The sequence below is a fragment of the Haloferax namakaokahaiae genome (genome assembly GCF_042663225.1).
In the GTDB taxonomy this organism is placed as follows: Archaea; Halobacteriota; Halobacteria; order Halobacteriales; family Haloferacaceae; genus Haloferax; species Haloferax namakaokahaiae.
Window position 1 is genome coordinate 270467 of the sequence record NZ_JBHTAA010000001.1, and the last position, 25748, is coordinate 296214.

The following is a 25748-nucleotide window of genomic DNA, read 5'->3' on the forward strand; positions in this document are numbered from 1 at the left end:
AGGGTTCGAACGCGGTCGATAAAACTTCGGTGCCGGGCTACGACTCGTGGGGCTACGCTTCGCCGATATCGGAGAGCGTCATCAACGTCGCATCTTCGTTGAGGGCATCGAACATCGACTTTGCCCACGAAATAGCCTTATCGGAGTCGTTGAGCGCGATTCCACCGATGCCGGTGTCGGTGTACACGACGACGCCCGCTTCGTCGTCGCCCGCCCAGAGACCGTAGCCGAATGGAATCGAAGCGGTGTAGATGTTGGTACGCTCCCGGCGGACACTTTCGACCATCACCTGTCGAGAGTCCGGTGCCTGGAGTAAGCGTTCGAACAGCTGTTCGTCGATTATCATCTCGACTTGGGTCCCGCCTGCGGTCGCAGCGTCGTAGAACGCCTCTAATTGCCCGACGATAGCGACGGGTGCGATTCCGTACAGTTCGTCCGAGTGCTCGATGCTCTCGAACAACTCGTTGATGACGCTGTCTGGAATCTCCGGGGACGAGGTGTGTATCTCCGCGTCCGCTAAGAACAGTGGGTCGATCGACGCGTCCGCCGGAAGCATCGAGAGCAACGGTTGGGCGCCTATCACTCCCTCGATTTTCTCTTCGAACTCGGAGTACACGCTCAGCGCGCACTTCCCCGTGAGTGTGAGTTCGTACGTATGGTCTTGATATGTAACGAACTGTGCACTCATGAGTTCGCGTAGCGCGCGGTCAACAGTTGACCGTGAGATATTGAGATCTTCGGCGAGTGCTCGTTTGTCACGGGGCGAATCTGAAAGAACGCGCAAGAACGCTGAACGTTGGGCTAATAGTCGAAATGCTTCTTGGGCCTCTGGTGTATCATTCATGTATTCTTCGAAGAAACTTTTATCGTATTTATACACGCCATACCATGTGCATTGGTGGCGTGTAGCCCAGTCAGTTTCGTACAAAATTACACAATACTGCCTATTGAATGTACCTTTCCAGTTAGGTCCGTCTTGAGCCGTTCATGAACGATTCTTGCCCCGGGTTCGTCACTTGTCGAAAAAGAGGTAATACGATTGGCGTAAACCTACACTTTTATCGTGAGGTTACATGGGTGGAGACGAGATGAAAGCGGTCCAACTCGCAGAACACGGTGACAGAGACGTTCTCGAATATGGTGACTTCCCAGACCCCGAAGTCGGGCCAGAAGAAGTCCTCGTCGATGTGAAGGCCGCATCGCTCAATCACCTCGACATCTGGACGCGGCGCGGGCTTCCGGGCGTCGAACTGGAGATGCCACACATCCCCGGCAGCGACATGGCCGGCGTCGTCACCGACGTTGGCGAGCGAGTCACGCGATTCGAGGAAGGCGACCACGTCGCGCTCATCGCGGGTGTCGCAGACGGCGGCGACGAGTTCTCGCGCAAGGGCGATATGACGCTCGCGCCCGACTATCGAATCATCGGCGAGCACACCCGCGGCGTCCACGCCGAGTTCGCGGCCATCCCCGAGGAGAACCTCGTGCCCGTCCCCGACGACGTGCCGTGGGAAATCGCAGGCTCCGCCTCGCTCGTCTTCCAGACGGCGTGGCGCATGCTCATCGAGCGCGGAGACCTCACCGCCGGTGAGAAAGTGCTCGTCCTCGGTGCGTCCGGCGGTGTCGGCCACGCCGCCGTTCAAATCGCCGACTACGCCGGCGCGGAAGTGTACGCGACGGCCTCGACCGACGAGAAACTGGAGTACGCCCGCGAGTGCGGCGCCGACCACGTCATCAACTACGAGGAAGACGACTTCTCGAAGGAGATTTACAAACTCACCGACGGCCGCGGCGTCGATATGGTCGTAGACCACATCGGCGATGCGACCTACCAGCAGTCGCTCAAGAGCCTCTGCAAGGGTGGTCGCATGGTCACCTGCGGTGCGACGACCGGCCCGAACCCCGGCGCTGGTCTCAACTACATCTTCTGGAACCAACTCTCGGTCATCGGTTCGACGATGGCGACGCCCGGGCAGGCCGACGAAGCGCTCGAACTCGTCTGGGACGGCACCTTCGAACCTCGTATCCGGGAGACGCTCCCGATGAGCGAGATTCAGACGGCCCACGAACTCATCGAAGAGCGACAGGGCTTTGGCAAGGTGGTCGTTATCCCCGATAGTGAGCTCTGACACCACCGGACAAGACGATACGTACGTGCATCGGCCGGGGAACACGGACCCGGTCGTCGGCGCGAACGAACCCGAAGCCACGGGCTTCGGTTCCCGAGGCTGGGTACTCGTCGGTGTCGTCGCGCTCTGTTTCGTCGGCATCCCCGGTGCGATTTACCTCGTTCCGTCGCTTCCAGCGCTCGCAGGGTTGCCCTATCTCGCCGCGATGCTCGCACTGCCGATGATTCCGGCAGTCCTGCTCGGACTCGTCGCCGTCTGGTCGATGACCGCGGCGACCCGCGGCGGCGACTGACCGGCGTTTTCTTCCCCGTCTCGTTCTCCCGTTTCGCTCTCACATCTGGTAATTTCGACCGGACAAATTGCAGTTCGTTATAAAGAATTCCGGTAAGGTTTATCCGCGGCCATGTCCCACGTTAACATGAACCGATGTTCGAACGATTCTCCAGCGGCTACTACCTCGGGCGGTTCTACGTGGAACCCTACGAGGGAACGACTGCGGCGATTCACAGCAGTGAGCACGAACGCCTGAACGAGCACCTCTATGCCACCGGTGAGGGCATAGACCGACTCGACACACCGCTCGTCATGAAACTCGAACGTGCACACTTCCCCGTCCTCGGCAACGAAGGGGTGCCGACGGGGACGCTCGCCGTCCCGTACGAACTCGCCGAGGAGTGCTCGCTGCCCGACGACAGACCGGTCCTCCTCGCCGACGCCCCCCGCGCCCGCGAACTCCTCCGCTACGCCGGGTACGAAACGCCCGATGCGACCTGACCGTCTTCGCGCCGTCGAGGTTTAGTCTCGCGTCGGCAACTCGCCCGCCGGTACAATCGTACACTCCGGGAGTTCTGCGAGAACCTCTTCCGGTCCCGGCGGTGCGTAGACTGCTAAGAGCGTCAGCGTCTCCCAGCCCGTATTTACGGTTCCGTGCTCGACACCGGCGGGGATGTACACCATCTCACCGGCAGCGATTTCTCTCGTGTCGCCCGCGACTTCTTGTTCGCCCCGCCCACGAACGACGTACAGTATCTCCTCGCTGTCGGGATGCGTGTGGAGTTCGTGACCCTTCCCCGGTTCGAGTTGGACGACACCGGCACTGAAGCGTTCAGCGCCGGTCACCTCGGGCGAGCACATCCACTTGAGCGTTCCCCAGTCGAACTGCTGCGTATCGACCATCTCGGGACCGACGTAATTCGTGTTCGTCATTGACACACAATTGTTGATTCTGTGTTGATATTAATCCTGGTTCGGCAAAATATCGCTTCTTCAGACCGTCTACTCATCGTTCATCTTCTTGTCACCCGAAAGCTAATAATTATTCTTCACGTTTGTTAGGGCCACACATGATGTTCACACGAGAGGAGTCGCTCTCGCGGCTTCGTGAGACGGTCGAAGCGGGCGAACCAATCATCGGCGCGGGTGCAGGGACGGGAATCTCGGCCAAGTTCGCCGAGCGAGGCGGCGTCGATTTGCTCATCATCTACAACTCCGGCCGGTATCGGATGGGTGGCCGCGGGTCGCTCGCGGGGTTGCTCCCGTACGGCGATGCCAACGAAATCGTCCAGGAGATGGGCCACGAAGTGCTTCCCGTGGTCGAAGAGACACCCGTTCTCGCCGGTGTCAACGGGACCGACCCGTTCCGCCAGATGGACGTGTTCATCGCCGACCTCAAGCGCCGTGGATTCTCGGGCGTCCAGAACTTCCCCACGGTCGGTCTCATCGACGAGGACAGCGGGTTCCGCCAGAACCTCGAAGAGACGGGGATGGGCTACGACAAGGAAGTCGAGATGATTCGTGAGGCGGCCGAACAGGACATGCTCACCTGCCCGTACGTCTTCACGGAACAACAGGCCCGCGACATGGCCGACGCGGGCGCGGACGTGGTCGTCTCTCACATGGGGCTGACCACCTCCGGCGACATCGGAGCCGAGACGTCCTTGGACCTCGACGCCGCCGCCGAGCGCGTCCAGGCCCACTGTGACGCCGCGAAATCCGTCAACGACGACGTGCTCGTCATCTGTCACGGCGGCCCAATCGCCTGGCCCGACGACGCCGAGTACGTCCTCAACAACACCACCGACGTGGTGGGCTTCTTCGGCGCGTCGAGTATCGAACGCCTCCCGACCGAGCAGGCCATCGAAGGCCAGGCGCGGGAGTTCAAGGAGATAGATTTCTGAGCGCGACACCTCGCGCACTCTCACCATGAGCGTCATCATCATCGGTACACTCGATACGAAAGGTGCAGAGATTGGCTTCGCCCGCGACGTCCTGACCGCGCAGGGTCTCGACGTTCACGTCGTCGATACGGGCGTGATGGGAGACCCGGCGTTCGACCCCGACACCGCCGCGTCCGCGGTGGCCGAAGCGGGCGGTTCGACCCTCTCGGAACTCAGAGAACGAGGTGACCGCGGTCACGCCATGGAAGTGATGGGCGACGGGGCCGCAGCGGTCGTCAGCCGTCTGTACGAGGACGGAAATCTCGACGGCGTGCTCGGTCTCGGCGGGTCCGGAAACACCTCGGTCGCAACGGCGGCGATGCGGGCGCTCCCGTACGGTGTCCCCAAAGTGATGGTCTCGACGATGGCCTCCGGCGACACCCGCCCCTACGTCGAGTCGCGGGACATCATGATGCTGTACTCCGTCGCGGACATCGAAGGACTCAATCAACTCTCGCGGCGCGTCATATCGAACGCGGCGCTCGCGGTGGTCGGGATGGTCGCAAACGACCCCGACGTCGAGGTCGAAGACCGCCCGACCATCGGCATCACGATGTTCGGCGTCACGACGCCCTGTGTCAAGACGGCCCGCGCGTATCTGGAAGACCGAGGCTACGAGACCATCGTCTTCCACGCGACGGGCACCGGCGGGCAGGCGATGGAGAACCTCGTCGAACAGGGCGTCATCGACGGCGTCCTCGACGTGACGACGACCGAGTGGGCCGACGAACTCGTCGGTGGCGTCCTCAGTGCCGGTCCCGACAGACTCGACGCCGCGGGCGCGACCGGAACGCCGCAGGTCGTCTCGGTGGGCGCACTCGACATGGTCAACTTCGGCGCGAAGGCCGACGTGCCCGCGGAGTTCCACGACCGCAACCTCCACGTCCACAACCCGCAGGTCACCCTCATGCGAACGACCGAAGACGAGTGCGCCGAACTCGGGCGCATCATCGGCGAGAAACTCAACGCCGCCACGGGACCGACGGCGCTCGCACTCCCGCTCGACGGCGTCTCGATGCTCGACGTCGAAGGCGAGGATTTCCACGACCCCTTCGCCGACGCGGCGCTCTTCGACGCGCTCAGAGCGACCATCGACGACCACGTCGAACTGATAGAACTCGACACCGACATCAACGACGAGGCGTTCGCCGAGACCATGGCACAACAACTCCACGAGTACATGCAGGCGGCCGAACTCGCGCCAACGTTGGGCGAGGACTGACGCCGAATCCCGGCCGGAGGCTCACCGAAATCCTGCCCACGCGAGGCCGATTTTGACCCGTCATCGGACCGAACGCTCAAGTAACCGGACTGCACGCTACTGCGTATGTTGGACGAGTTGTTGGGTCGCGCCGAACTCAAAGACCGCATCGCGGAGCTAGAGGACGAACGCGACGCGCTCGAAGGCCGACTCGAAGGGGAGTCCCAGCGCCGCAAAGACGCAGTTCGAGCGAGGCAAGAGGCGGAAGTCGAGGTCAACCGCCTCGAAGACCGCATCGAGGAGTTAGAAGACCGCGTCGAACGAATGGGCGACGACGACGACGCGCTCGACTTTCGAGGGACCGAAGACCTCCGCGGCGGCCGTCTCCGCGAGGTTCTCCGCCGACTCGACTCGCTCGAAACCTCGCCCGAAGGCGCGCTGACAGCTGCCATCCCGAACGAGCGGTCGCTCCCGTCGTCGGTCGAAGACGCCTTCGGCGACCGAGCGCAACTCGTTCGCCGCGCGACGCCCTGTCTCGCACTCACCGACGACGCCGGACTCGTGAGTGTCGCGCTCGAACCACCGAGGCTCCCCGACGGATTCGACGCGTGGGACGATGGCTTCGCACTGGAAGACGACTGGTTCCTCCCGCAGTCGGCGACGAAAATCGCGCTCGTCCGCGCCGACCTGTTCGCCCTCGGCAGCTACGAGGACGGCGAACTCGTCTATCAGACCGGGTTCGAGAGCGACGTGAAGTCCGCTCACTCGAAAGGCGGCTTCTCGCAGGCGCGCTTCGAGCGCATCCGCGAGGGACAGATAGACGACCACCTCGACGACTGCCACGAGGCGCTCGACGAACACGCCGCAGACGGTGACCTCGTCGTCCTCGGCGAGCGAACCGTCCTCGGCGAGTTCAGAGACAGGGCGACACAGACCGCGACGGTCGATGCGAGCGGCGAGCCACGGGAGGCACTGGAGATGGCCGCCCACGAGTTTTGGACCACCCGACTGTACCGACTCTGAGGCACGACGCCGTCACCGGACGGCTGCCGAATTGGCCGCGTTTTTAGGGTGGCACGTCGTGGCACCCTATATGAGCGACCCACAACGAGTCGTCGTCCTCGCACACGAGAAATTCCCCGACCACGCCAAGACCGCGACTGGCGTTCTCAAGTACGCCGACTACGACGTAGTCGCCGTTCTCGACCGCGACAAACCCGGCACCTCCACCGCCGACCACCGCCGAGACCTCCCCGACGTACCAATCGTCTCCTCGATGGCCGACGCGCCCGACGCGGACGCCCTTCTCGTCGGCATCGCCCCCATCGGCGGCGGGTTCGACGAGACGTGGCGCGAAGACGTGCGAACCGCCCTCGAACGCGGCTGTGACGTCATCGCCGGTCTCCACTACTTCCTCAACGACGACATGGAGTTCAGCACGCTCGCAGAGGAGTACGGTTGCGACATCAACGACGTTCGGAAACCCCACGACGATATCGGCGTCGCCCAAGGCAAGAGCGCCGACGTGGACGCCGAAGTCGTCCTCACCGTCGGTACCGACTGCTCGGTCGGCAAGATGACCGCGACGCTCGAACTCGTCGAGGCCGCCCGCGAGCAGGGTATCGACGCCGGGTTCATCCCGACCGGCCAGACCGGCATCATGATTGCAGGCTGGGGCAATCCCGTGGACCGCGTCGTCAGCGACTTCACTGCCGGCGCAGTCGAGGAGATGATTCTGGAGAAGGGCGACGAGTACGACGTGCTCTTCGTGGAAGGCCAAGGCAGCATCGTTCACCCCGCCTACTCCGCGGTCACCTGCGGCATCCTCCACGGCGCGATGGCCGACAAACTCGTCCTCTGCCACGAATCGACCCGCGAGGCGATCCACGGCTACGAGTCGTTCTCGCTCCCCGACCTCTCCGAGTACGTCTCGCTCTACGAGAACCTCGCCGCCCCCGTCCACGAGGCCGAAATCGTCGCGGGCGCGCTCAACACCTCGAACATCGACGACGACGAGGAGGCCGCCGCGGCCGTCGAAGCCTACGGTGACGACATCGACGCCCCCGCAATCGACCCCGTTCGCTTCGACGCGACCGACCTCATCGACGAGGTGTTCTGATGCTCACCACCTCGTTCGAGCGTATCTCGATGCCGTTGGCCGACCCGTTCGAAATCGCCCGTGGAAGCATGACCGAAGCCGAGAACGTCGTCGTCAGAATCGAAGACGAGGGCGGCATGATCGGCGTCGGCGCGGCCGCCCCGTCGTCGCACTACGGCGAGACCGCGGCGACGGTCGAAGCCGTCCTCCCCGATCTGTTGGCGGTCGTCGAATCGGTGGGTGACCCGCACGCCCTCGAAGAAATCGAGCGCCTCATGGCCGAGCGCGTCCGCCGCAATCCCGCCGCGCGAACCGCCGTCAGTATCGCCCTTCACGACCTCGCGGCGAAACGCCTCGGCGTCCCGCTCTACAAGTTGTGGGGACTCGACCCCGAGCGAACGCCCACCTCGTCTTTTACCATCGGATTGGCCGACCTCGACACCATCCGCGAGAAGGCCGCCGCCGCGGTCGAGTCGGGGTACAGCGTGCTCAAAATCAAGCTCGGAACCGACCGCGACGAGGCGATTATCGAGGCCGTCCGCGACGAAGCGCCCGAGGCGACGATTCGCGTCGATGCGAACGAGGCGTGGACGCCCCGCGAAGCGGTGGCGAAGTCCGAGATGCTCGCCGACTACGGCGTCGAATTCATCGAACAACCCGTCTCAGCGGAGGATTACGAGGGCCTCAAGTTCGTCTACGAACGTTCTGCGCTCCCCATCGCCGCCGACGAGTCGTGTATCACCGCCGCCGATATCCCGCGGATTGCCGACCGCGTCGATATCGCCAACCTCAAACTCATGAAGTGCGGCGGACTCGTCGAAGCAAAGCGCATGATTCACGCCGCCCGCGTCCACGGCTTAGAGGTCATGCTCGGGTGTATGATAGAGACGAACGCCGCCATCGCCGCCGGGTGCCACCTCGCGCCCCTCCTCGACTACGCCGACCTCGACGGGTCGCTGCTCCTCGCCGAAGACCCCTACGAGGGCGTGCCGATGCCCGAAGGCGACATCGACCTCGAAGCACTCGACCGGTCGGGAACGGGCGCGAGACAGGTCTAATCCGACCCGTTCGACTCGTTCGACTCGTTCGACTCGCTCGACTCACCCGCCTCACTCGACCTATCCGCCTCCTCATCCGACCCCTCCCAGTCCAGATTGTCCTCTCTCGTCTCCGTCCGCAACACGAACGGCCCGATAGAGAGCGTCCGCTTTGCGACCGTCGCTATCCGAAGGACGTAGGCCGCGAGAATTGCGAACGGCGCGAGCGACACCGCGGAGACGAAGGCGGTGACGATGAGGAGGTTCGAGAAGCCGAGTGTCGAACCGGTGACGACGCTCGAATCGTCGAGAAAGAGAATCGCACTGATGCTCACGACGAGTGCGGGCAGTGCCGCGTAGAACATCGACCGCGAGAGGTTCACGAGCTCCCACCGGAAGTACAGCGTCTTGATGTGCTCTCTTGCAGGGCCGAATAGCTTCAACGCATCGCTGAGTGCGGCGAGCGCGTCGTTCGTCGCATCCGAGACGTCGTCGCTCGTGTTCCGCAGTCGCGCGGCCTGATACAGCTTCCACGAGTAGTTGAGGTCGAGTGCCGCCGAAATCACGTCGAACGTCCCGAACTGTTTGCCTTCGAGTCGCCCCGACACGGCGTTGGCGTTCTCCGAGACCTCCGAGGCGAACGTGGTGAGTCGAGACTTCGTCTCGGAGTCGGGTTCGTCCTCGACCGCCTCGATGAGCGCCTCTGCCCGCGCCTCGATTGCCTCGGTAAGCGACCGGAGAAACGCCGATGGTTCCGGCGGTGCGACGGGCGCGTCGATTAACTCCGAGACCGTGTTTCGGAAGTCGAGTTCGCCTTCCATCCGGTCTCGTTGGTCGCCCAGCGGACCGAGTTCCTGCGAGAGGACGAGTTGGTTGATGGTGACGACGAGCGTGACGCCCGTGACGATGGAGGTCAAAAGCCCCTGTCCGAGCGTCTCTATCGGGTCCGACGACTGGACGCCCGACGGGAACGCCGTTGGGTCGAACACCCCGATGGCGAGAATCGAACAGAAGATGACGACCAACGGCGCGACGGCGACGAGCCATCGATTCGCCTGTAAGTAGACCCTGAGTTTGAGCCGACTCGTCGTCCCGCGCTCGCGCATCTTGTCGCTCGGCTCACCCGACGATGTTTCGGTTGCATCCGGCACAAAAGGCAGTTCGTTGACAATCCTAAAAGCACTGACGACGACCGGTCACCCACCGAGTCGGTCCGTCGCAGCGCCGTGATTATGACGACTCTTCTTCGTTCTTCAGTTCTTCAAGTTCGGCTTCGACTTCTTCGTCCACGACCTCTTCTTCCACGTCAACCTCGACGTCGGCGTCCGATTCCTCGGCGGGTTCCGACTTCCCCATCTCGGCTTTCAGCGTCTCCAATTCGGCATCGACTTCCGAGTTCGACCGCCCCGCTTCGAGTTCGCGCTCGATGGAGTCCTTGTCCGAAATCACGTCTTCGAACGCACCGGAGTCCATGAGTTCGTCCATCGCCGCCGAGCGCGCTTCCATCTCGTCGGTGCGCTCTTCGGCGCGTTCGAGCGCCCGGCCAACGTCGGCCATCTCGTCGCCGACGCCCGACATCGCCTCGGAGACGCGACTCGACGCTTCGGCCGCCTCGTAGCGAGCCTTCATCGTCTCCTTCTTCGTGCGGAACTCTTCGATACGGCTCTGGAGTTCGTCCTTCTTCTGGACGAGCGAGTCCTGGGTGTCCTGCAGATTCGCAATTTGACCGTCGAGTTCCTCGATTTGGTTCATCTTGGTCTGCTTCTTTTCGAGGGCTTTGCGCGCGAGGTCCTCGCGGTCCTGCCGGACGGCCTCTCGGGCCTGGTCGTTGTGTTTTTCGACGTTCTCTTCGAGTCGCCGTTTCTGGATTTCGAGGCGCTTCTTCTGTGTCGTCAGGTCCGCGATTCCCTGCTTGACCTGCTGGAGTTCGTCGCGCATCTTCTCGTAGGAGTAGTCCAGCGTCTCCGTCGGGTCCTCAGCACGGTTGAGGAGGGCGTTTATCTTCGAGCGGATGACGTACGACGTGCGAGAGAGAATTCCCATACCACTACCTTGTTCACGTTCGGCTTAAAACCTCACGCGAATAACCAGTCCATATGGCCGATACAATCCTCGTCCCCGGCGCGCGCGACGTTCGCGGAACGCTCGACAGCGCCGCCGACGAGTCGAACACTATCGTCGTCGCTTGCCCACCTCACCCCCAACAGCGCGGCCACCGCGGCGACGAACGACTGGTCGCCGTCAGCGACGAATTGAACGACCACGGAATCGACTGTCTGCGATTCGATTACGGAACGTGGGACGAAGGCCGCGGCGAGAAGATAGATACGCTCCGAGCGGTCGAGTGGGCGAACGAGCGATACGAGCGCGTCGGCCTCTTCGGGTTCAGTTTCGGCAGTGCGATGGCGTTGCTAGCGGCGGCCGACGGGGCAGAGATTGAGGCCGTATCGGCGCTCGCGCCGCCCGCGACGATTGGCGATGGATTGGACGTTGTCGGCGCGTTCGAGCGGATTCCCGTGCCTGTACAGGTGGTGTACGGAACTCGTGACGACATCGCAAATTGGGAGCCAGTCGTCGAGGTTGCTCGGGAGTTCCACCAGCCAGTGGTGGAGTTCTCGGCGGACCACTTCTTCATTGGGCAGACTGGGAAAGTCGCTGAGAAGGTTGGGGAGTTTTTGCGAGTGAATGTTGGGGGGTCTCATGTATGAATAATATTTGAAACATGGAAAGAATACAGTTGAAGAGCTGGTTTTTCATCCCTTCGAGTATTGAGTAAAATAATTAATATGTCTCCATTCGATTGATTTGCGTATGGAATTTGGAAGAAGTATCGTGATGTTTGTGTTTGGGGGGACAGTTGTCGGTCTCATTGCACTGATTGCTTTTTCAGAATATTTTGGCCTTGGATACACAGGTGCGATTGAAGCATCCGGGTCACTCCTCTTTTCTGGATTGCTTGTTTGGTTATACCATCAGCAATCACAGATAATGAACAACCAGGAGGGACTGATGGAGCACCAAAACCAGATGATGATGGAAAGTCACCGTCCCCAACTCATGTTTGAAATTTCTGGATTTAAGCCGAAAGAGGACATCGTTTCATACGATGTGAAGAATGTGGGTCCAGGAGTAGCCTATGACATTGGCTTGGAACTTGAATTTGACCCGAGAATAGATGGACGCGAGACTCTGGTTTCGTACGGAACAATTGTCGGTGTACCAGAGCAAGAACCGACGTCACTTGGTGTTCTTCGGTCGGGAGAGGAGGAGACTATGGATTTCAAGATCAGTCTATCGAATCCAGACCAAAATGGAGACAATGAGTCACTTCCAGTTACTCAAGCACTTTCTAAGTTCGACTACTCGGAATTCAAGAAGGCGCGAATATACGTGAAAGAGGTCTATTCAGATGCACGTGGAGAAGGTTGGGGTAGTAGCGTAATTGAACAGATCCCATTTTATTCTCATGAACCAGTTGACAACGTTGAGAGCCTCTGGTCCTATGGGCTGGCGCACTTAGACCTCGAAGAGGCCTGGATTGATGTGGAGGAAGATTGACCGTCCTGGAAAAATCTCTCGCAGTAACCACAATCAGACTTTGGAGGGCATTTTTCATGGAACAAGTTTGTGAGAATATTCGCCCGCACTCATCACACACGACGTCGTCGGTCGGCTTGATTCATTTTACGTGCCGGTGTTCTTCCAAACGCTCCACATACTCTACGAGAAACTCCGGCGCATCTCTCTCACGAATCTCCTCGGCCGTCAGCCAGTGAACCGCCGCAACTTCATCTGACGCCCGCGGATGTGCCTCGCCACGCTCGTACTCACACAGCGTGACGACATTCAAACACGGCGTCCCGTCGTCGGCTTCGAAGGTGTTGCTCAGGACGTACTCGACTTCCCCGACTTCGATTCCCACCTCTTCTCTCAGTTCGCGTCTCGCGGTCACTTCGAACGAGTACGTTTCACCGGGACTCGTCTCGACTTTCCCGCCCGGAAACGCCAACATTCCCGGTGCGTGTTCTTCGTCCGCGCCGCGCTCGATGAGGAGGTATTCGTCGTCGCGGACGACTGCACCATCGACGTTGACGATGTACGCGTATTCGTCCATTGAACTGATTCCAGAGCGACAGGAGAAAAAGAGTGGGCTTTCGGTCGATTACCCGTACTCTCGCCACCGCAACCCGCACTCTTGACATTTAAAGAAGCGCGTCGGCGGTTCGTCGGCAGACCCGGTTTGCTTGATGGTGTACCACGCTTTCGTGTGGCCGCACTCGTCACACACCACGTCGTTGGCGGTCGGTTTGCCTTCGAAAGCCGCGCCTTCTTCGGTCTCGATGAGTTCGTCGTCTGACTGGGCTTCGGTGGAGACGAAGGTCGCCGCGAGTTCTTCGTCGCGGTCGGCGGTGGCTCCGCAGTCGTCGTTGGTACAGACCATCGACCCGTCTTGGGAGACCATCATCGTTCCGCAGTCGTCGCAGAACTGCATACCCTCTTCTACCCGCCCGAGTCACAAAGAAGCTATCACTCGCCGTCCCGCTCGACCATCGGGCAGTTTCGAACCCGGAAGTGGTCGCTATCGACGGCTTCGAGGATGCTCGTACCCTCGTGGCCGCACCCGAACGTCGGCGGTGCCTCGAAGTGCTCACAGCGCTGGCAAAAGGACTCCTTCGGGACGACGTGTTCGACACCCGATTCGTCCTCCTCGATGGGCGTCGCCTCGGCATCGACGCCGACGGCCGGTTCCTCTCTCTCCCCTTCGACCAAGGCGGTCCACACGTCTTCGTCCAACTCCTCGACGTCGATAGACTCGAAGAGTTCGTCCACCGACTGGCCCTCTGTCTGTGCGTTTCGGTCGGAGACGCGGCCTGCGAGGTCCGAGAGCGGCGCGCGCTTCGTCTCCGAAGCGTCGTCAGTCATCGCCCTCTCCGTCCGTCATCGCCGTCTCTTCTCGTCGGTAGCGAAATTCGACCTCGTCGGCCACCTCCTCGCCGTCCTCGGCGACGGCTTCGAGTATCTCTTCGACGTCTGCGTCGTCGCTCTCCGTTCCCGTGAGCGCCGGTGGGGGTCCGGTGTGGAGCGTCGCAGAACCGAAGAAGCCAGACGAGGGTGATAACTCCGTGAAGGCGGTCCGGCAGGCGGGGCACCTCGGTTCGGCGAGCAGGTCCAAGTGGACTTTCGTCTCGCACGACTCACAGGTCGCTTTGCGGTCGTTGTTGGCGTTCGCCACGCGCAGGAGTTCCGCGAGCGTCTCGCGTTCGAGTGCCTCGGCTTCGATATCGACCGTTCGCGCACGGAGATCGACGAGCACCTTGGCGACCGTCTGTAACTTCGTTTCGAGGTCTGTCGTCGTCTCGTCGAGATAGGTGAGAACCTCTTCGTAGTTCTCGAATCCGCCATCGACGTACTCGTCGAGTCGTTCGACCTGTTCGCGGAGCGCCTCGACAGTCCGAGTCGCATCGTCGATATCCGCCGTCAGTTCCGGGTGAGTGTGTTCTCGCGGTGCCTTATCGTCCGCCTCGCGTTTGACCTGGACGACCCGCATCCGAACGTCGTCTATCTTGTCGTCGAACTCGGATTCGGCTTCCGAGAGTTCCGATTCGAGCGCGTCGAGTCGGTCCGCCAACGATGCTACATCCCCCTCCCCTGCTGTTTCGCTCACCGTCAGTCGGTACAGTCCGACTGCTCGCGCGAGAATGGCGTCTGCGTCCTCCCCCGTCTCGTCTGCGTACGCATCGAGCCATTCGCGGAGGTCGTCCGGGAGCGACCCTCCAGTGTCCACTGCCATCTACCTCCCGTTTGTATGCCAAGGGTTAAGAATTATTGCTGACTGTCAACCAACCCGCACACTCGCCGAGAAGCGACCGAAGGCGTCACCGAATCTTCCGAACGTCGCTCACGTCGAGACCGCTCTCGTTTATCTCCGTCTCGAATTGGATGATGTTCTCGCTCTCCAGTTGCGAGAGGACGCCGCGGAACTCTTGGACGACCATCGTCCGCGCGCGTTTCGACCCGCCGCTCTCCCAATCGAACAGGAGGGTGCCATCTGTCGCGCCTTTGAGGACGCCGAGTTCCGTCTCCGAGAGCGCCTCCGTGCTCACGTGCACGAGAACGAGTCCACCCCACTCGTGGACTGCTTTGCCCAGTCCTTTGACGAGCATCGAGATATCCGCCCACGACATCTCCTCGGAGATGCTCGCTACGAGGTCGGTCAGCGAGTCGATGACGACGAGATTCCCCGGTGCGTGCTCGCTGAGCGTGTCTCCGAGGGCGTTCATCAGCGACTCACGGTTGTGTCGCTCCCCGAGGTCCTGGAGTCGGGTCGCTTCGCCGAGATACCACTCTCGGGGAATCGGACTCAGTTGAAAGTACTCGGCCGAGAGGTCGTGAAAGTGGACGTGGTCGCCCGCCGTCTCGACCACTTCTTCGTCCATCGTGTAGGAGATTTCGCGGCGAAGGTACGACTCGCCCGCGGTAAAGGAGATGTAATGTATCTCGGGTGGCGGCGTCGCCGACGACCCGAGTTGTCCGTAGTGGAGGTCGAACAACTCCTCGTCGGCGTTGACGAGCGCGTTCATCATCACGCTCGTGTAACAGAATTCGCGTGCGCCTGCCCCAGACTCCCCCGCGAGGAGGACGACGTTCCCCGACGGGACGCCACCGCCGATGATTGCGTCGAGTTGGGAGACCCCTAAGGGGATGTGGTCCATGTCCCTACCCTCACAATCTCGTGGGTTAGTCGTTTCGGGGACGAGACCCGACTTCACTCCAGCACCCGAACGGCACCGTTAGCGAATGGCGCTCGCGCCGACGTTTCGGCCTTCGGCGACGGTGACGGTTCCTTCGATGCCAGCGTCGTCGAGCGCGGCGTTACCCGCGTCGAGAGCGGCACCGACGTGGTCGGCGTCGGTCACGCCGTACACCGCCGGTCCCCACGACGACTGGCCAGTTCCGTACACCGCGGGCGACTCTGTGAGCGACGAGACGAGTTCGCCCACCGGCGGCCGATAGACGCCGCCCTGTTCGTCTGCGTACCACGTTCCGTTCAGACGACCGATGGTCTCCACCGCTTCGCCAAACCGCTCGGCCGACCCTTCTGCGAGTGCAGGCAAGAGCTTCTGCGTCACGATTCCAGAGATGCGGTCGCTCGTCGTCGCGTCGGCGCGCTCGACGACGCTCCGCATGCTCTCGTCTTCCGCAGCACCGCTCCGTCCGGGGTCTGCGTCGGGGACGACCAACAGGAATCGCCAGTGGTCGGGAATCTCGTGTCGGGCGACCACGGGTGGGACCGTCCACGACCCGATTGCCGGCCGGTCGGTGGTAAAGCGCGTCGTCGGGTGGCCTGCGTCCAACAGCGCACCACCGGATTCGAACGTCGCAACCCCGATTCCCGAACGCCCGCCGCGGCCGAGTTCTGGCGCGAGCGAGCGAATTTCGGCGGGCGTTTCGGTCGCCGTGGCAACCGCGCGAAGGACGGCCAAGGCGAGTTGCGTCCCGCTTCCGAGTCCGGCGTGTCGCGGCAGCGAGCGCTCGACGGACACCGCCGCGCCGGGGACGTCGAGGAGCGCGACTGCTCGGTCGGCGTACTCTTTGGCCGCGGGGTGACGGCATCGAACTTCGTCGGCGGGTTCGGCGGTGACGACCACCCGCGGCTCGTCGAGCGCGACGCCCACCCCGCCGTAGAGGCGGTCGCGGGCGAGGCTCAAGTTGCAAAAGCCGAAGTGGAGTCGTGCGCCGACCGAGACCCGAACCATGTCATCTCACCTCGGAGAGGTGTGATAAAGCGAGTTACGGCAATGGCAATTCGGGCCACTATTTTCGGTGCTCAGGAGGGAGAGGAGACCGAAGTTGGGGCGGAGGGCGAACGCGACAGGGGGAAGAAGACGGGGCAGACAGGGAGAGTGGAAAGGTGGAGGGTGGGAGACGGAGGACGGCGGGGGTGTCGCGGGGCCAGAGTGCCAGCCTTGGGGTAGCGAATGAACGGACTCAGTGTGTGGGAAGTCCGCGATGGAGCGTGTGAACGGCCGTTATTCGGCCGTCGTGGTCGTGTTCGACTCAGTCGTCGTCGTCGTCTCTGTCTCTGTCTCTGTCTCCGAGTCGGTTGCCGTCTCTTCGGTCGAACCGTTTCCTTCCGAATCCGTCGATTCAGACTGTTCTTCGCTCGATTCGTAGGTCACCGTCACCTCCTCGGCGACTGGTTGGAGGACGTACTTCCCCGAGCCACCGGCCTTCACGGGCGTGAAGTCTGCCGTGAACGACGTGGTCTGGTCGGCGCGAATTTCGAACTCCTTCTCGAACTTCAGCGGTGCCGACCCGGGGACTTCGACAGTCGCCTCGGAACCATCGGTGAGCGTCGCGTCTGTCTCGCTCACCTCGACCTGGAGGTACTCGTAGGTTCCCGTCTCAAGTTCGAAGGTAGAGACGAGCGCAGAGGCGTCACCTTGGAGGTTCACGAGGTCGAGTTCGGTCTCGTCCGCGTCGAGAGATTTCGCCTCCCCGTCGGCGGGTTTCACGCGGACAGTCGAGATGGTGACGAGACACGACTCGAAGTCTGCGATGTCTCCGGGCTTGTCGCTCACGTGCGTTGCCAGTGTGCCCGTCTCTGCGGAGGCCGTGCCCATACACCCGGCAGTGGCCACCGTACTTGCTGCGGCGATTCCAGCGACACGCTTCACGAGCGTTCGTCGATTGAGCTTCTTCGTCATTGTGATGTGTGTAGGTTCGCAAGCGCCGACCGAATCGGCAGTCGCGTGATTCCGTTTCGCTGCACTCGGCGCTGTGGTCGGCGGGTTATTCAATGGGGGAAATCGGGGCACCGAATTACGGTCGCTGGACGTGGATTTCGATACGTTTGCGCCGATTTGCACCGATTTTCGCGGGGATATCGGCGGTGTTCGAGCGGCTCGCCGAAAGTGGTGGTGAACCAGCGATGGGCGGTCATCCGCGCGAACGACCAGCAATAGCGACCGCTGTTCTCGATCCATGCAACCAGTAGAAAAATTCGCGTCGAGAGTGGATTTCGTATCGACGCTCGACAGTTAGCCGGCCGTCGTCGTCGTCTCGTTCCCACTCGGCGTTTCGGTCGTCGTCTCCTCTCTGGCCATCCGTTGGGCGAGCGTGTCGTTCGAGTTCAGGACGCTGAGTCCGGGAAGTTCCGGACCCTGTGGGGCCACGTAGCCGATGACGAACACCGAGTAGACTTGGTCGCCCTCCAGTTCGACGTCGCTGAGTCCCGCGACTACTTCTTGGGTCTGTGCGTCGTCGATGTCGATGCTGTAGACGCCTGCGTCGAGGACTTCGTAGCTAGACACCTCGCCGAATTCGAGGTTCGAGACGAGGTCGTCTCCGTTGGCGCGGGTGATATCGACGGCGGGCGCGTCCGAGGAGAAGTGGCCGAATCGGACTTTGGCTTGTGAGTCGGAGGCGGGTTCCTCGTCGTCTTCGAGGACGACGGCGCTGATGTTGTCGAGTTCGTCCGCCGCGACAATCGTGTAAGCGGACCCCGCATCGAGCGTGAGGTCTTCGTCGATAGCGACGAGGTCTTCATCGACCTCCGTCGTCGTCTCGGTCGTCCCCGTCTCGGACTCGTTGCCCATCGTTTCCGTCTCGGTGGCCGTCGTCCCGGTGTCGGTTGACGTTTCGTTGTCCGTCGGTGTCTCCCCTTCTATCATCTCACCGGCGAGTACGACCTTGACGTTGTACGTGTCCGCAGGGACGACGAAATACTGCGAGAGCGCACCGTACGGGACACCCTGTAGCTCTGGGAACGGTTCGTCGTCTATCAGTACGTTCACGACCGGTGTGTCCGGCGAGAAGTGCCCTACCCGGAAGAGTGCCGTCTCCTCTTGGTCGCCCATCTGTGCGCCGGCAACGTTGACGCCTCCGGCGAGCAGGAGACTCCCGCCACCGATTGTCTTCAGTATCGTACGCCGCGATAGTTGGCTCATCTGCAAATGGAATGACGTGTTGGTTCGCTATAAGCTTATTTCAGAGAAATTGTAGAGATATAAAGTAACGCATCGATGAGTTTCTGGCCCGTCTGACGGTCAGAAACTCGGCTCTCTGCGCCTCTTGTAGCAAGGTAGTTCGGGGACGACTAAGCCTCGAATGTCAGACGGACTCGTCTGTGAGCGATGTTCGACACACGGCAATCGCTCGCCTCAGCGTGAGTCGGAGCCTGCGCCTTCGTGAGAAAAAACCGCCGGGAAATCGACCGAGTGCGTTACGAGGTGGTCGTGGTCGTAGTCGTCCCCTCGGTCGTGGTTCCCTCTTCAGTGGTCGTTCCTTCTTCCGTCGTGGTACCTTCCTCGGTCGTTGTCCCTTCTTCGGTGGTCGTTCCTTCTTCCGTCGTCGTTTCGTTGCCGGTGGTGGTTCCGTTTGTGGTGGTCGTCGTTCCTTCGCCCGTCGTCGATTGCGCCATCGCGGCCGCCTCGGTGTCGTTCGACAGGAGGACTTCGAATCCCGGCCCTTCGGTCTCGACGTAGCCGATAGCGAACGCCGAGTACACGTCGCCGGGGACGAGTTCGACGCCCGGCAGTTCGAGGACCTGGTCAATGCCTTGCGAGGTGACGATTTCCAGGTCGTACGTTCCGCCTTCGACGGTTTCGTAATCGGAGACCTCGCCGTACGCGAGTTCGGTCAAGACGTTGGGACCGTCAACGACCGCGACGTCAACCTCGGGCGCGTCGGGTGCGAAGTGAGCGACGCGAATCTCGGCGTCGATTTCGTCCGCGTCGTCCGACGTCTCTATCTCGTCTTCGAGGACGACCGGTTCGATGCTCTCGAACTCGTCTATCGCGGCGATGGTGTAGTTGACGCCCGTATCGAAGGTCACGTCCTCGTCGATGAGAACGACCGATTCCTCGCTCACTGCGGTCGTCGTCGTGCCGTCGCTCGCCGTGGCCGTGCCAGTCGCTGTCGCGGTCGCGGTGCTCGTGGCCGTCCCGGTCTGGTTCATGGACGTATCCGACTCGTTCATCGACGTGTCGGACTCGTTCATCGAGGTCCCCGATTCGTTCATCGGCGTCTCGGTCGTCGCAGTCGCGGTCGAGGTACCGGTCGAATCGCTCGGGGTAGAGGCCTCGCCAGTCGCGGTGACGACTTGGATGTTGTACGTGTCCGCGGGCACCTCGAAGTACCCAGAGAGGGTTCCGTACGGGACGCCCTGCAACTCGGGGAACGGTTCGCCATCGACGAGGACGGTGACCGCAGGCGTATCGGGCGAGAAGTGACCGACACGGAACAGCGCCGTATCCTCGGATTCTTCGTCTGTCTGTGTTGCGACGATGCTCGCACCGCCCGCTAGGAGGACCCCGCCTGCACCGAGACCCTTCAGGATGGTGCGTCGAGTGATTGAACTCATGTGCAATCCGTATGACGTGTTGTACCATCATAAGTTTATTTCATACATTTCGACTAGAACTAAACTAAGGAAACTCTGAGTTACCCCGGTACACGACAGTCTCGAACGGGGTTTTCTCGGGGTTGACGAAAAATAAGGGTCGAAACACCATCATTTGTCGATGAAACTATATTACCTGATACTATCATCGTTTCCGCTCGGTTTCGACGAAGAGGTCCGCCTCGTCGTCTCGTCATCTCTGTCGGGTTCGAACGAGACGGGAACCGACCGAAGTAGCGAAGAGACAGGGTATCGAGCGCTTCGCCGCTACCTCGACGATAGAAAAGGAGAGACGGCGAAAGCCGATACTGGTCGAAACGCGTCGGCTCAGACGAGTTCTTCGGCGACGACGTCGGCCGCGAGGAGGTTCGGGTCGATAGCCAAGTCGGCCTGTCCGCTCGCAAACTCGGGAAGCGAGTCGTACGAGTAGGTGACGATGCGAATCTCCGAGTTCAGTTCTTTGGCGACCGAGATAGCCGTCGCGTCGGCCATGTCGGTGAGGACGAACAGGTCTGCCTCTTCGACGCCGGCGTCTGCGAGGGTCTCCGCGCCGACGGGGTCCGACAGGCGGACGATTTCGACGCCTTCTGCTTCGAGTGCTTCGCCCAGTCCGTCGCCGTCTGGTCCTGCGATGAGTGCAATCATTCGTATTCGATGGTCGCTGGTGGTTTGTGCGTCACGTCGTAGACGACGCGCGCGACGTTCTCGTTCGTTCCGGTGATACGCGACTGGATGCGCTGGAGGGTCTCCCACGGGAGTTCCTGTGCGCGGGCGGTCATGCCGTCGCGGGATTCGACCGAGCGGACGGAGACGATCCATCCGTGGACGCGGTTGTCGCCCTTGACGCCGGTGCCCTTGCCGATGACGGCGGCGAACGCCTGCCACGGTTCGTGTTTTGCGACTTCTTCTTCGACGATGTGGCACGACTCGCGGGCGACCTGTACCTTCTCGGGGGTGAGTTCGCCGATGACGCGAACGGCGAGACCCGGGCCGGGGAAGGGCATTCGCTCGGCGATGACCGATTCGAGACCGAGTGCGCGTGCAACCTCGCGGACCTCGTCTTTGTAGAGGTCGCGGACGGGTTCGACGATGCCGTCGAAGTCCACGACATCGGGGAGACCGCCGACGTTGTGGTGTGACTTGATGTTGCCTTCGGACTCGATTCGGTCGGGGTAGATGGTCCCCTGTACGAGGTACTCCGCGTCCGTGTCCTTCGCTTCGCGCTCGAACTCGCGGATGAACTGTTCGCCGATGACCTTGCGCTTTTCTTCGGGGTCGATGACGCCTTCGAGCGCGTCGAAGAATCGGTCTTCGGCCTCGACGATTCGAAGGCTCTCCATGAAGTCGAACGTCTCCGCGATTTCTTCGGTCTCACCCTTGCGCATCAGACCCGTATCGACGTAGACGGGCGTGAGTTGCTCGCCGACTGCTTCGTAGGCAAGGGTGGCCGCGACGGACGAATCGACGCCGCCCGAGAGCGCGATAATCGCGTGTTCGTCGCCGATTTGCTCTCGGATGTTGGCTTTGGCTTCCTCGATGAACTCTTCGACGTTCACCATTACGCCATCACCTCCTCGTCGAGTTTGCGCGCGTCCAGTTCGCCGAGTACCGCCTTCAGCAGGCCGACGAAGGGCGGACTCGCGCGGTCGGGGCGCGACCGGAATTCGGGGTGGTACTGCGTCCCGAAGAAGAACGGGTGGTTCGTGAGTTCGAGAATCTCCATACGGTTCTCTGCACGGCCGGAGAACCGAAGGCCTTCGGATTCGAGTTCGTCGATGAGTTCGGGGTTCACTTCGTAGCGGTGGCGGTGGCGCTCCGTACAGGAGTCGTCGCCGTAGAGTGTTTCGGCGAGCGTGCCCGGCGTGATGTTCGTCGTGTGCGCGCCGAGACGCATCGTCCCGCCCATGTCTTCGACTTCGTACTGTTCGGGGAGCAGGTCGATGACGGGATACGGGGTGTCCTCGTCGAGTTCGGTCGAGTGAGCGCCCTCGTGGCCGAGCACGTTGCGCGCCTGTTCGACGACGGCCATCTGGAAGCCGAGACAGAGTCCGAGGAACGGGACGTCGTTCTCGCGGGCGTACCGAATCGCGTCGATTTTACCGTCGGTCCCGCGAGACCCGAAGCCACCGGGGACGACGATGCCGTCGGCGTCCTGCAGGCGTGCTTCGTGTTTCTCGTCCATCTCGTCGGCATCGACCCACAGGATGTTGATATCGACGCCGCACTCGATGCCGGCGTGCTTGAGCGACTCGTGGATGGACATGTAGGCGTCTTCGAGCGCGTACTTGCCGACGAGCGCGATATCGACCGACCCGGTTCGCTCGGCGGTGACGAGTTCGCGCCAGCGACTGTCGCGTTCTTCCTTCGGAAGCGCCTCGCCATCGATTTGGAGGCGTTCCATCACGTACTCGTCCAAGCCTTCTTCTTCGACCATCAGCGGGACGTGGTAGATGTCCGGCACGTCGGGGTTGGAGAACACCGCTGCGTCCGGCACGTCACAGAACTGCGCAATCTTGTGTTTGGTCTCGGCTTCGAGTTTGTCGTCCGACCGGCCCACGAGAATATCGGGTTGCAGGCCGATGCTCCGGAGTTCCTTGACGGAGTGCTGGGTCGGCTTCGTCTTCTGCTCGCCGTTCTTCGAGTACGGGACGAGCGTGACGTGGGTAAAGAGCACGTCGTCGTCGTCCTCTTCGGAGGCGAACTGGCGCAGGGCTTCGAGGAAGGGCATCGACTCGATGTCGCCGACGGTGCCGCCGACTTCGACGATACACACGTCGGTTCCTTCGGCGGCCTCGCGGATTCGTCGCTTGATGTCCTCGGTGACGTGCGGGATAATCTGAACCGTCTTGCCGAGGTAGTCACCGGCGCGCTCCTTCTGGATGACGTGCTGGTACGTCTTGCCCGTCGTGATGTTGTGGTCGGCGGTCATGTCGATGCCCAGGAATCGCTCGTAGTTCCCGAGGTCCAAATCGACTTCCGCGCCGTCTTTGAGCACGTAGACTTCCCCGTGCTCGTAGGGGTTCATCGTGCCCGCGTCAACGTTGAGATACGGGTCGATTTTCACTGCTGTGACGTCGAATCCGGCGTTCTTCAGGAGACGGCCGGTGCTGGCGGCCGTGATTCCCTTTCCGAGGCCGGACATGACGCCCCCCGTTACGAAAATGAACTTGCGCCCGAGTGTAGGGTCGTATTCGTCCGTCGGCATACTGACTGTGCGCAACTGGACTTCAAAACGATTTCGGAGCCAACGGTGTATGGCAATTAAACTCACACTACCAATTGATGAAAAAACGGTGACCAAATTGCTCGTTTAGTCGAGTTCTTTGATGATTCTCGCGGGGTTGCCGCCGACCACGACGCCGTCCGGGATATCCTTCGTCACGACCGAGCCAGATGCCACGACGACGTCGTCGCCGATGGTCACACCGGGATTGATGACCGACCGACCGCCAATCCACGCGTTGTCGCCGATGGTGACCGGCTCGCCGAACTCCGGGCCTTTGATTCGCTCGGCGGCGTCGATGGGGTGGGTCGCCGCGTAGATGTGGACGCCCGGCCCGAGTCCGGCGTTGTCGCCGATTTCGATGGGGCACACGTCGAGGAAGACGCAGTCGAAGTTGGCGAAGAAGTGCTCGCCGACGGAGATGTTGTAGCCGTAATCGCATTTGAACGTTGGCTCGATTTCGAACGTCTCGCCCGCGTCGCCGAACAGTTCGCGGACGAGTCCCTCGCGGCGGTCCGTCTGCGTCTCGTCAGTGTCGTTGAACAGACGCGTGAGTCGTCGCGCGCGCTTGCGCTCTTCGACTAACTCCGGGTCGCCCGCGTCGTAGAGTTCTCCGGCGAGCATCTTCTCCTTCTCAGAGACCATTGGGTCGGGTTTTCGGGGCGAACGGGAAGTAGGTAACTCAGCCGGAGACCACACCGAACACTGTCTGTCCGGCCTCGAACGAGACAACGCCGAGCGACTGTCCGACACGTGGGTCATACCTCGGAGTCGTCACTTGTCCGTAGAGTTATACGTATGCAGTTGGATACCAACCTACGGAATCACAGGGCACCCAAATGTGTTCGGCTCCGCCTCTACAGGAGCCACTTGACCGAAGTCCCATTCGGTCAATTCACCTCGACCTATTCGTGTGGCCGTCACGCGGAACGCATCACAGAGTTCTCACACGTTCCGCAGACCACGATGACAGATTTCGATACACATACCTCGACGACTACGCAGACCGTGAATGCCGACGCAGACCGCTTTCAGACTGCGTTCGACCCTCGTGAAGACTCCGTCACCGAGACACTCATCCAAGCAGTCGCATCGGTGACGAACCGACGACCCAACCACCTCCCAGTGTTGAACGACTACATCGACCCGGACGCGCTCGACGCACTCTTTCGACCGAAGGGGAACGAAACGGATGCTGCGTCTGACCACACGATATTTTTCAGATACGCGGAGTGCAACGTCCGAATCGACGCGATTGGCGTCGTGACGATTACGTTCGACAATCGAGTGTAGCCTGAGGGCTACCGCAACCGTAGCGTTTGAACCTCTTCACCGAGTTCGTACACACATGACGAACTTCCCGCAACTCGGATTCGGGACGTACAAACTCGAAGACCGCGACGAGTGCGTGTCCGCAGTCACGACCGCCCTCGACGTCGGCTACCGCAACATCGACACCGCCCAGATGTACGACAACGAGGAGTACGTCGGCGAGGCGCTCGCAGCGTCCGACGTCCCTCGTGACGAGGTGTTCGTGGCGACGAAACTCGATACGAGTAACCTCACCGCCGAAGCGGTCAAAGAAACGACCAAAGAGTCCGCCGACAAACTCGGTCTCGACACTATCGACCTCCTCTATGTCCACTGGCCGCTCGACACCTACGACGCCGACGAGACGCTCGCCGCACTGGACGAACTCTACGACGAGGGCTTGATTGCGAACCTCGGCCTGAGCAACTTCCGGCCCGACCAACTCGAAGCTGCCATCGAGAAACTCGACGCACCGCTCTTTGCGCACCAAGTCGAGATGCACCCGCTGCTCCAGCAGCGCGAACTCCGCGAACTCGCCGACGAACACGACCACCATCTGGTCGCCTACTCCCCGATTGCACGGAATCAGGTCGCCGACAACGACACCATCGTCGAAATCGCCGAGAAACACGACGCTTCGCCCGCGCAGGTTGCGCTCGCGTGGATTATGTCGAAGGGTGCGACGGCGATTCCGAAGGCGTCCAGCGAGGCGCACATCCGCGACAACTTCGCCGCGCTCGACCTCGAACTGGACGCGGAAGATATCGCGGCTATCGACGAACTCGACGAGACGAACCGCATCGTCGATTTCGACGCCGCGCCGTGGAACCACGCCTAAGTTCGTTCACGACCGTCTGAAACTCTCGAATTCGGTCGTCTCAGAGGAACGTTTTTCGCCGCTGTTGTCCCGCTGAAAGCAGTAGTGAACATATATGATGGATTACTCCGTAGAGTCAATTATGGCGACAGTGGTGGTGGCCTGTCCACATTGCGGACAAATGGTGGAATCGAACTACGACGGTGACGCACACTTCGACGGGGTTCGGCAACGACTCAAGAGTGAGTACCGATTAGCGCGCGAGACCTGTCCGGTCTGTTCACATCCGTACGACCTCCGTCGCGCGTAAAA

General features: G+C 61.3%; 29 protein-coding genes and 1 pseudogene. 13 read left to right on the forward strand and 17 right to left on the reverse strand.

Annotation, left to right across the window (positions count from 1 at the left end; genetic code table 11):
- Nucleotides 1–52: 52 nt before the first annotated feature.
- A complete protein-coding gene (locus tag ACFQJC_RS01475; protein WP_465261287.1) occupies nucleotides 53–844 on the reverse strand; it encodes a helix-turn-helix transcriptional regulator in 792 nt (263 codons plus the stop codon).
- A gap of 244 nt (nucleotides 845–1088) precedes the next feature.
- On the opposite strand from ACFQJC_RS01475, the gene ACFQJC_RS01480 reads away from it, so the two are divergent.
- The 3 genes from ACFQJC_RS01480 (at nucleotide 1089) to ACFQJC_RS01490 (ending at nucleotide 2903) form a co-directional block, all read left to right on the forward strand.
- Complete coding sequence (locus ACFQJC_RS01480; RefSeq protein WP_390222321.1) at nucleotides 1089–2129, forward strand: zinc-binding dehydrogenase; 1041 nt, start codon at nucleotides 1089–1091, stop codon at nucleotides 2127–2129.
- Complete coding sequence (locus ACFQJC_RS01485; RefSeq protein WP_390221474.1) at nucleotides 2119–2421, forward strand: hypothetical protein; 303 nt, start codon at nucleotides 2119–2121, stop codon at nucleotides 2419–2421. The genes ACFQJC_RS01480 and ACFQJC_RS01485 overlap by 11 nt, the downstream gene beginning before the upstream one ends.
- A 134-nt stretch (nucleotides 2422–2555) precedes the next feature.
- Nucleotides 2556–2903 (forward strand): DUF5802 family protein, encoded by a 348-nt coding sequence (locus ACFQJC_RS01490; RefSeq protein WP_390221475.1) that lies wholly within the window; start codon nucleotides 2556–2558, stop codon nucleotides 2901–2903.
- 21 nt (nucleotides 2904–2924) lie between these two features.
- On the opposite strand, the gene ACFQJC_RS01495 is transcribed toward ACFQJC_RS01490, so the two are convergent.
- Complete coding sequence (locus ACFQJC_RS01495; protein ID WP_390221476.1) at nucleotides 2925–3335, reverse strand: cupin domain-containing protein; 411 nt, start codon at nucleotides 3333–3335, stop codon at nucleotides 2925–2927.
- Between the two features lie 137 nt (nucleotides 3336–3472).
- Between ACFQJC_RS01495 and ACFQJC_RS01500 the strand changes: the two genes are divergently transcribed.
- From ACFQJC_RS01500 to ACFQJC_RS01520, 5 genes are all read left to right on the forward strand, one after another.
- Nucleotides 3473–4306 (forward strand): phosphoenolpyruvate hydrolase family protein, encoded by an 834-nt coding sequence (locus ACFQJC_RS01500; protein ID WP_390221477.1) that lies wholly within the window; start codon nucleotides 3473–3475, stop codon nucleotides 4304–4306.
- A gap of 25 nt (nucleotides 4307–4331) precedes the next feature.
- Nucleotides 4332–5567 carry a Tm-1-like ATP-binding domain-containing protein gene (locus ACFQJC_RS01505; protein ID WP_390221478.1) on the forward strand — a complete coding sequence of 412 codons (1236 nt, stop codon included), beginning with the start codon at nucleotides 4332–4334 and terminating at the stop codon, nucleotides 5565–5567.
- 105 nt (nucleotides 5568–5672) lie between these two features.
- Complete coding sequence (locus ACFQJC_RS01510; RefSeq protein ID WP_390221479.1) at nucleotides 5673–6569, forward strand: Vms1/Ankzf1 family peptidyl-tRNA hydrolase; 897 nt, start codon at nucleotides 5673–5675, stop codon at nucleotides 6567–6569.
- A 70-nt stretch (nucleotides 6570–6639) separates the two neighbouring features.
- Nucleotides 6640–7665 carry a DUF1611 domain-containing protein gene (locus ACFQJC_RS01515; protein ID WP_390221480.1) on the forward strand — a complete coding sequence of 342 codons (1026 nt, stop codon included), beginning with the start codon at nucleotides 6640–6642 and terminating at the stop codon, nucleotides 7663–7665.
- Entirely contained in the window at nucleotides 7665–8702 is a 1038-nt protein-coding gene (locus ACFQJC_RS01520; protein WP_390221481.1) for a dipeptide epimerase, read from the forward strand. The genes ACFQJC_RS01515 and ACFQJC_RS01520 overlap by 1 nt, the downstream gene beginning before the upstream one ends.
- On the opposite strand, the gene ACFQJC_RS01525 is transcribed toward ACFQJC_RS01520, so the two are convergent.
- Together ACFQJC_RS01525 and ACFQJC_RS01530 are read right to left on the reverse strand one after the other, a co-directional pair.
- Entirely contained in the window at nucleotides 8699–9832 is a 1134-nt protein-coding gene (locus tag ACFQJC_RS01525) for a DUF7972 family membrane protein (RefSeq protein WP_390221482.1), read from the reverse strand. The two genes, ACFQJC_RS01520 and ACFQJC_RS01525, sit on opposite strands and share 4 nt — an antisense overlap.
- 79 nt (nucleotides 9833–9911) lie before the next feature.
- Nucleotides 9912–10724 carry a PspA/IM30 family protein gene (locus tag ACFQJC_RS01530; protein ID WP_390221483.1) on the reverse strand — a complete coding sequence of 271 codons (813 nt, stop codon included), beginning with the start codon at nucleotides 10722–10724 and terminating at the stop codon, nucleotides 9912–9914.
- 53 nt (nucleotides 10725–10777) lie between these two features.
- On the opposite strand from ACFQJC_RS01530, the gene ACFQJC_RS01535 reads away from it, so the two are divergent.
- Both ACFQJC_RS01535 and ACFQJC_RS01540 read left to right on the forward strand, forming a co-directional pair.
- Nucleotides 10778–11389 carry an alpha/beta hydrolase gene (locus tag ACFQJC_RS01535; protein ID WP_390221484.1) on the forward strand — a complete coding sequence of 204 codons (612 nt, stop codon included), beginning with the start codon at nucleotides 10778–10780 and terminating at the stop codon, nucleotides 11387–11389.
- A gap of 103 nt (nucleotides 11390–11492) precedes the next feature.
- Nucleotides 11493–12239, forward strand: coding sequence for a hypothetical protein (locus ACFQJC_RS01540; RefSeq protein WP_390221485.1), 747 nt, complete (start codon nucleotides 11493–11495; stop codon nucleotides 12237–12239).
- A 121-nt stretch (nucleotides 12240–12360) separates the two neighbouring features.
- Here ACFQJC_RS01540 and ACFQJC_RS01545 read toward each other — a convergent pair whose 3' ends face one another.
- From ACFQJC_RS01545 to ACFQJC_RS01605, 13 genes and pseudogenes are all read right to left on the reverse strand, one after another.
- Nucleotides 12361–12795: an NUDIX domain-containing protein gene (locus ACFQJC_RS01545; RefSeq protein ID WP_390221486.1), complete on the reverse strand. Its 435-nt coding sequence runs from the start codon at nucleotides 12793–12795 to the stop codon at nucleotides 12361–12363.
- A gap of 48 nt (nucleotides 12796–12843) precedes the next feature.
- Nucleotides 12844–13173, reverse strand: a complete 330-nt coding sequence (locus tag ACFQJC_RS01550) for a transcription factor S (protein WP_390221487.1) — start codon at nucleotides 13171–13173, stop codon at nucleotides 12844–12846.
- Between the two features lie 35 nt (nucleotides 13174–13208).
- Nucleotides 13209–13595 (reverse strand): annotated as a pseudogene (locus ACFQJC_RS01555) (DUF8135 domain-containing protein); the annotation flags it as partial.
- 1 nt (nucleotide 13596) lies between these two features.
- Nucleotides 13597–14472, reverse strand: coding sequence for a hypothetical protein (locus tag ACFQJC_RS01560; protein ID WP_390221488.1), 876 nt, complete (start codon nucleotides 14470–14472; stop codon nucleotides 13597–13599).
- A gap of 85 nt (nucleotides 14473–14557) precedes the next feature.
- Nucleotides 14558–15394: an RAD55 family ATPase gene (locus tag ACFQJC_RS01565; protein WP_390221489.1), complete on the reverse strand. Its 837-nt coding sequence runs from the start codon at nucleotides 15392–15394 to the stop codon at nucleotides 14558–14560.
- A 78-nt stretch (nucleotides 15395–15472) separates the two neighbouring features.
- Nucleotides 15473–16438, reverse strand: a complete 966-nt coding sequence (locus ACFQJC_RS01570) for a beta-ribofuranosylaminobenzene 5'-phosphate synthase family protein (protein ID WP_390221490.1) — start codon at nucleotides 16436–16438, stop codon at nucleotides 15473–15475.
- A 273-nt stretch (nucleotides 16439–16711) separates the two neighbouring features.
- The gene (locus tag ACFQJC_RS01575) at nucleotides 16712–17389 is read right to left on the reverse strand and encodes a DUF4382 domain-containing protein (RefSeq protein WP_390221491.1); all 678 of its coding nucleotides are present in this window, start codon (nucleotides 17387–17389) and stop codon (nucleotides 16712–16714) included.
- A 333-nt stretch (nucleotides 17390–17722) separates the two neighbouring features.
- Nucleotides 17723–18631 (reverse strand): DUF4397 domain-containing protein, encoded by a 909-nt coding sequence (locus ACFQJC_RS01580; RefSeq protein WP_390221492.1) that lies wholly within the window; start codon nucleotides 18629–18631, stop codon nucleotides 17723–17725.
- A 275-nt stretch (nucleotides 18632–18906) separates the two neighbouring features.
- On the reverse strand, nucleotides 18907–20046 hold the full coding sequence (locus tag ACFQJC_RS01585) for a DUF4397 domain-containing protein (protein WP_390221493.1): 1140 nt from the start codon (nucleotides 20044–20046) through the stop codon (nucleotides 18907–18909).
- Between the two features lie 366 nt (nucleotides 20047–20412).
- On the reverse strand, nucleotides 20413–20730 hold the full coding sequence (locus tag ACFQJC_RS01590) for a DUF7126 family protein (RefSeq protein WP_390221494.1): 318 nt from the start codon (nucleotides 20728–20730) through the stop codon (nucleotides 20413–20415).
- The gene (gene guaA / locus ACFQJC_RS01595) at nucleotides 20727–21644 is read right to left on the reverse strand and encodes a glutamine-hydrolyzing GMP synthase (protein WP_390221495.1); all 918 of its coding nucleotides are present in this window, start codon (nucleotides 21642–21644) and stop codon (nucleotides 20727–20729) included. Before guaA ends, ACFQJC_RS01590 begins: the two co-directional genes overlap by 4 nt.
- A complete protein-coding gene (pyrG, locus tag ACFQJC_RS01600) occupies nucleotides 21644–23290 on the reverse strand; it encodes a glutamine hydrolyzing CTP synthase (RefSeq protein ID WP_390221496.1) in 1647 nt (548 codons plus the stop codon). Before pyrG ends, guaA begins: the two co-directional genes overlap by 1 nt.
- 105 nt (nucleotides 23291–23395) lie before the next feature.
- Nucleotides 23396–23953 carry a maltose acetyltransferase domain-containing protein gene (locus ACFQJC_RS01605; RefSeq protein ID WP_390221497.1) on the reverse strand — a complete coding sequence of 186 codons (558 nt, stop codon included), beginning with the start codon at nucleotides 23951–23953 and terminating at the stop codon, nucleotides 23396–23398.
- Between the two features lie 363 nt (nucleotides 23954–24316).
- Between ACFQJC_RS01605 and ACFQJC_RS01610 the strand changes: the two genes are divergently transcribed.
- The 3 genes from ACFQJC_RS01610 to ACFQJC_RS01620 all read left to right on the forward strand — a co-directional run bounded on the left by ACFQJC_RS01610 (nucleotide 24317) and on the right by ACFQJC_RS01620 (nucleotide 25746).
- Complete coding sequence (locus ACFQJC_RS01610) at nucleotides 24317–24601, forward strand: HalOD1 output domain-containing protein (RefSeq protein ID WP_390221498.1); 285 nt, start codon at nucleotides 24317–24319, stop codon at nucleotides 24599–24601.
- Between the two features lie 55 nt (nucleotides 24602–24656).
- Nucleotides 24657–25457 (forward strand): aldo/keto reductase, encoded by an 801-nt coding sequence (locus ACFQJC_RS01615; protein ID WP_390221499.1) that lies wholly within the window; start codon nucleotides 24657–24659, stop codon nucleotides 25455–25457.
- Nucleotides 25458–25617: 160 nt separating this feature from the next.
- A complete protein-coding gene (locus tag ACFQJC_RS01620) occupies nucleotides 25618–25746 on the forward strand; it encodes a hypothetical protein (protein WP_390221500.1) in 129 nt (42 codons plus the stop codon).
- Nucleotides 25747–25748 lie beyond the last annotated feature (2 nt).

What these genes read in the sequence shown, in the direction of transcription:
- ACFQJC_RS01505 (WP_390221478.1), top strand. Translation starts at nt 4,332, where the DNA reads ATGAGCGTCATCATCATCGGTACACTCGATACGAAAGGTGCAGAGATT.
- ACFQJC_RS01480 (WP_390222321.1), top strand. Translation starts at nt 1,089, where the DNA reads ATGAAAGCGGTCCAACTCGCAGAACACGGTGACAGAGACGTTCTCGAA.
- ACFQJC_RS01580 (WP_390221492.1), bottom strand. Translation starts at nt 18,631, where the DNA reads ATGAGCCAACTATCGCGGCGTACGATACTGAAGACAATCGGTGGCGGG.
- ACFQJC_RS01520 (WP_390221481.1), top strand. Translation starts at nt 7,665, where the DNA reads ATGCTCACCACCTCGTTCGAGCGTATCTCGATGCCGTTGGCCGACCCG.
- ACFQJC_RS01585 (WP_390221493.1), bottom strand. Translation starts at nt 20,046, where the DNA reads ATGAGTTCAATCACTCGACGCACCATCCTGAAGGGTCTCGGTGCAGGC.
- ACFQJC_RS01570 (WP_390221490.1), bottom strand. Translation starts at nt 16,438, where the DNA reads ATGGTTCGGGTCTCGGTCGGCGCACGACTCCACTTCGGCTTTTGCAAC.
- ACFQJC_RS01490 (WP_390221475.1), top strand. Translation starts at nt 2,556, where the DNA reads ATGTTCGAACGATTCTCCAGCGGCTACTACCTCGGGCGGTTCTACGTG.
- ACFQJC_RS01550 (WP_390221487.1), bottom strand. Translation starts at nt 13,173, where the DNA reads ATGCAGTTCTGCGACGACTGCGGAACGATGATGGTCTCCCAAGACGGG.
- ACFQJC_RS01515 (WP_390221480.1), top strand. Translation starts at nt 6,640, where the DNA reads ATGAGCGACCCACAACGAGTCGTCGTCCTCGCACACGAGAAATTCCCC.
- ACFQJC_RS01475 (WP_465261287.1), bottom strand. Translation starts at nt 844, where the DNA reads ATGAATGATACACCAGAGGCCCAAGAAGCATTTCGACTATTAGCCCAA.
- ACFQJC_RS01590 (WP_390221494.1), bottom strand. Translation starts at nt 20,730, where the DNA reads ATGATTGCACTCATCGCAGGACCAGACGGCGACGGACTGGGCGAAGCA.
- ACFQJC_RS01560 (WP_390221488.1), bottom strand. Translation starts at nt 14,472, where the DNA reads ATGGCAGTGGACACTGGAGGGTCGCTCCCGGACGACCTCCGCGAATGG.
- ACFQJC_RS01530 (WP_390221483.1), bottom strand. Translation starts at nt 10,724, where the DNA reads ATGGGAATTCTCTCTCGCACGTCGTACGTCATCCGCTCGAAGATAAAC.
- guaA (WP_390221495.1), bottom strand. Translation starts at nt 21,644, where the DNA reads ATGGTGAACGTCGAAGAGTTCATCGAGGAAGCCAAAGCCAACATCCGA.
- ACFQJC_RS01575 (WP_390221491.1), bottom strand. Translation starts at nt 17,389, where the DNA reads ATGACGAAGAAGCTCAATCGACGAACGCTCGTGAAGCGTGTCGCTGGA.
- pyrG (WP_390221496.1), bottom strand. Translation starts at nt 23,290, where the DNA reads ATGCCGACGGACGAATACGACCCTACACTCGGGCGCAAGTTCATTTTC.
- ACFQJC_RS01605 (WP_390221497.1), bottom strand. Translation starts at nt 23,953, where the DNA reads ATGGTCTCTGAGAAGGAGAAGATGCTCGCCGGAGAACTCTACGACGCG.
- ACFQJC_RS01615 (WP_390221499.1), top strand. Translation starts at nt 24,657, where the DNA reads ATGACGAACTTCCCGCAACTCGGATTCGGGACGTACAAACTCGAAGAC.
- ACFQJC_RS01565 (WP_390221489.1), bottom strand. Translation starts at nt 15,394, where the DNA reads ATGGACCACATCCCCTTAGGGGTCTCCCAACTCGACGCAATCATCGGC.
- ACFQJC_RS01495 (WP_390221476.1), bottom strand. Translation starts at nt 3,335, where the DNA reads ATGACGAACACGAATTACGTCGGTCCCGAGATGGTCGATACGCAGCAG.
- ACFQJC_RS01510 (WP_390221479.1), top strand. Translation starts at nt 5,673, where the DNA reads ATGTTGGACGAGTTGTTGGGTCGCGCCGAACTCAAAGACCGCATCGCG.
- ACFQJC_RS01500 (WP_390221477.1), top strand. Translation starts at nt 3,473, where the DNA reads ATGATGTTCACACGAGAGGAGTCGCTCTCGCGGCTTCGTGAGACGGTC.
- ACFQJC_RS01535 (WP_390221484.1), top strand. Translation starts at nt 10,778, where the DNA reads ATGGCCGATACAATCCTCGTCCCCGGCGCGCGCGACGTTCGCGGAACG.
- ACFQJC_RS01545 (WP_390221486.1), bottom strand. Translation starts at nt 12,795, where the DNA reads ATGGACGAATACGCGTACATCGTCAACGTCGATGGTGCAGTCGTCCGC.
- ACFQJC_RS01540 (WP_390221485.1), top strand. Translation starts at nt 11,493, where the DNA reads ATGGAATTTGGAAGAAGTATCGTGATGTTTGTGTTTGGGGGGACAGTT.
- ACFQJC_RS01620 (WP_390221500.1), top strand. Translation starts at nt 25,618, where the DNA reads ATGGTGGAATCGAACTACGACGGTGACGCACACTTCGACGGGGTTCGG.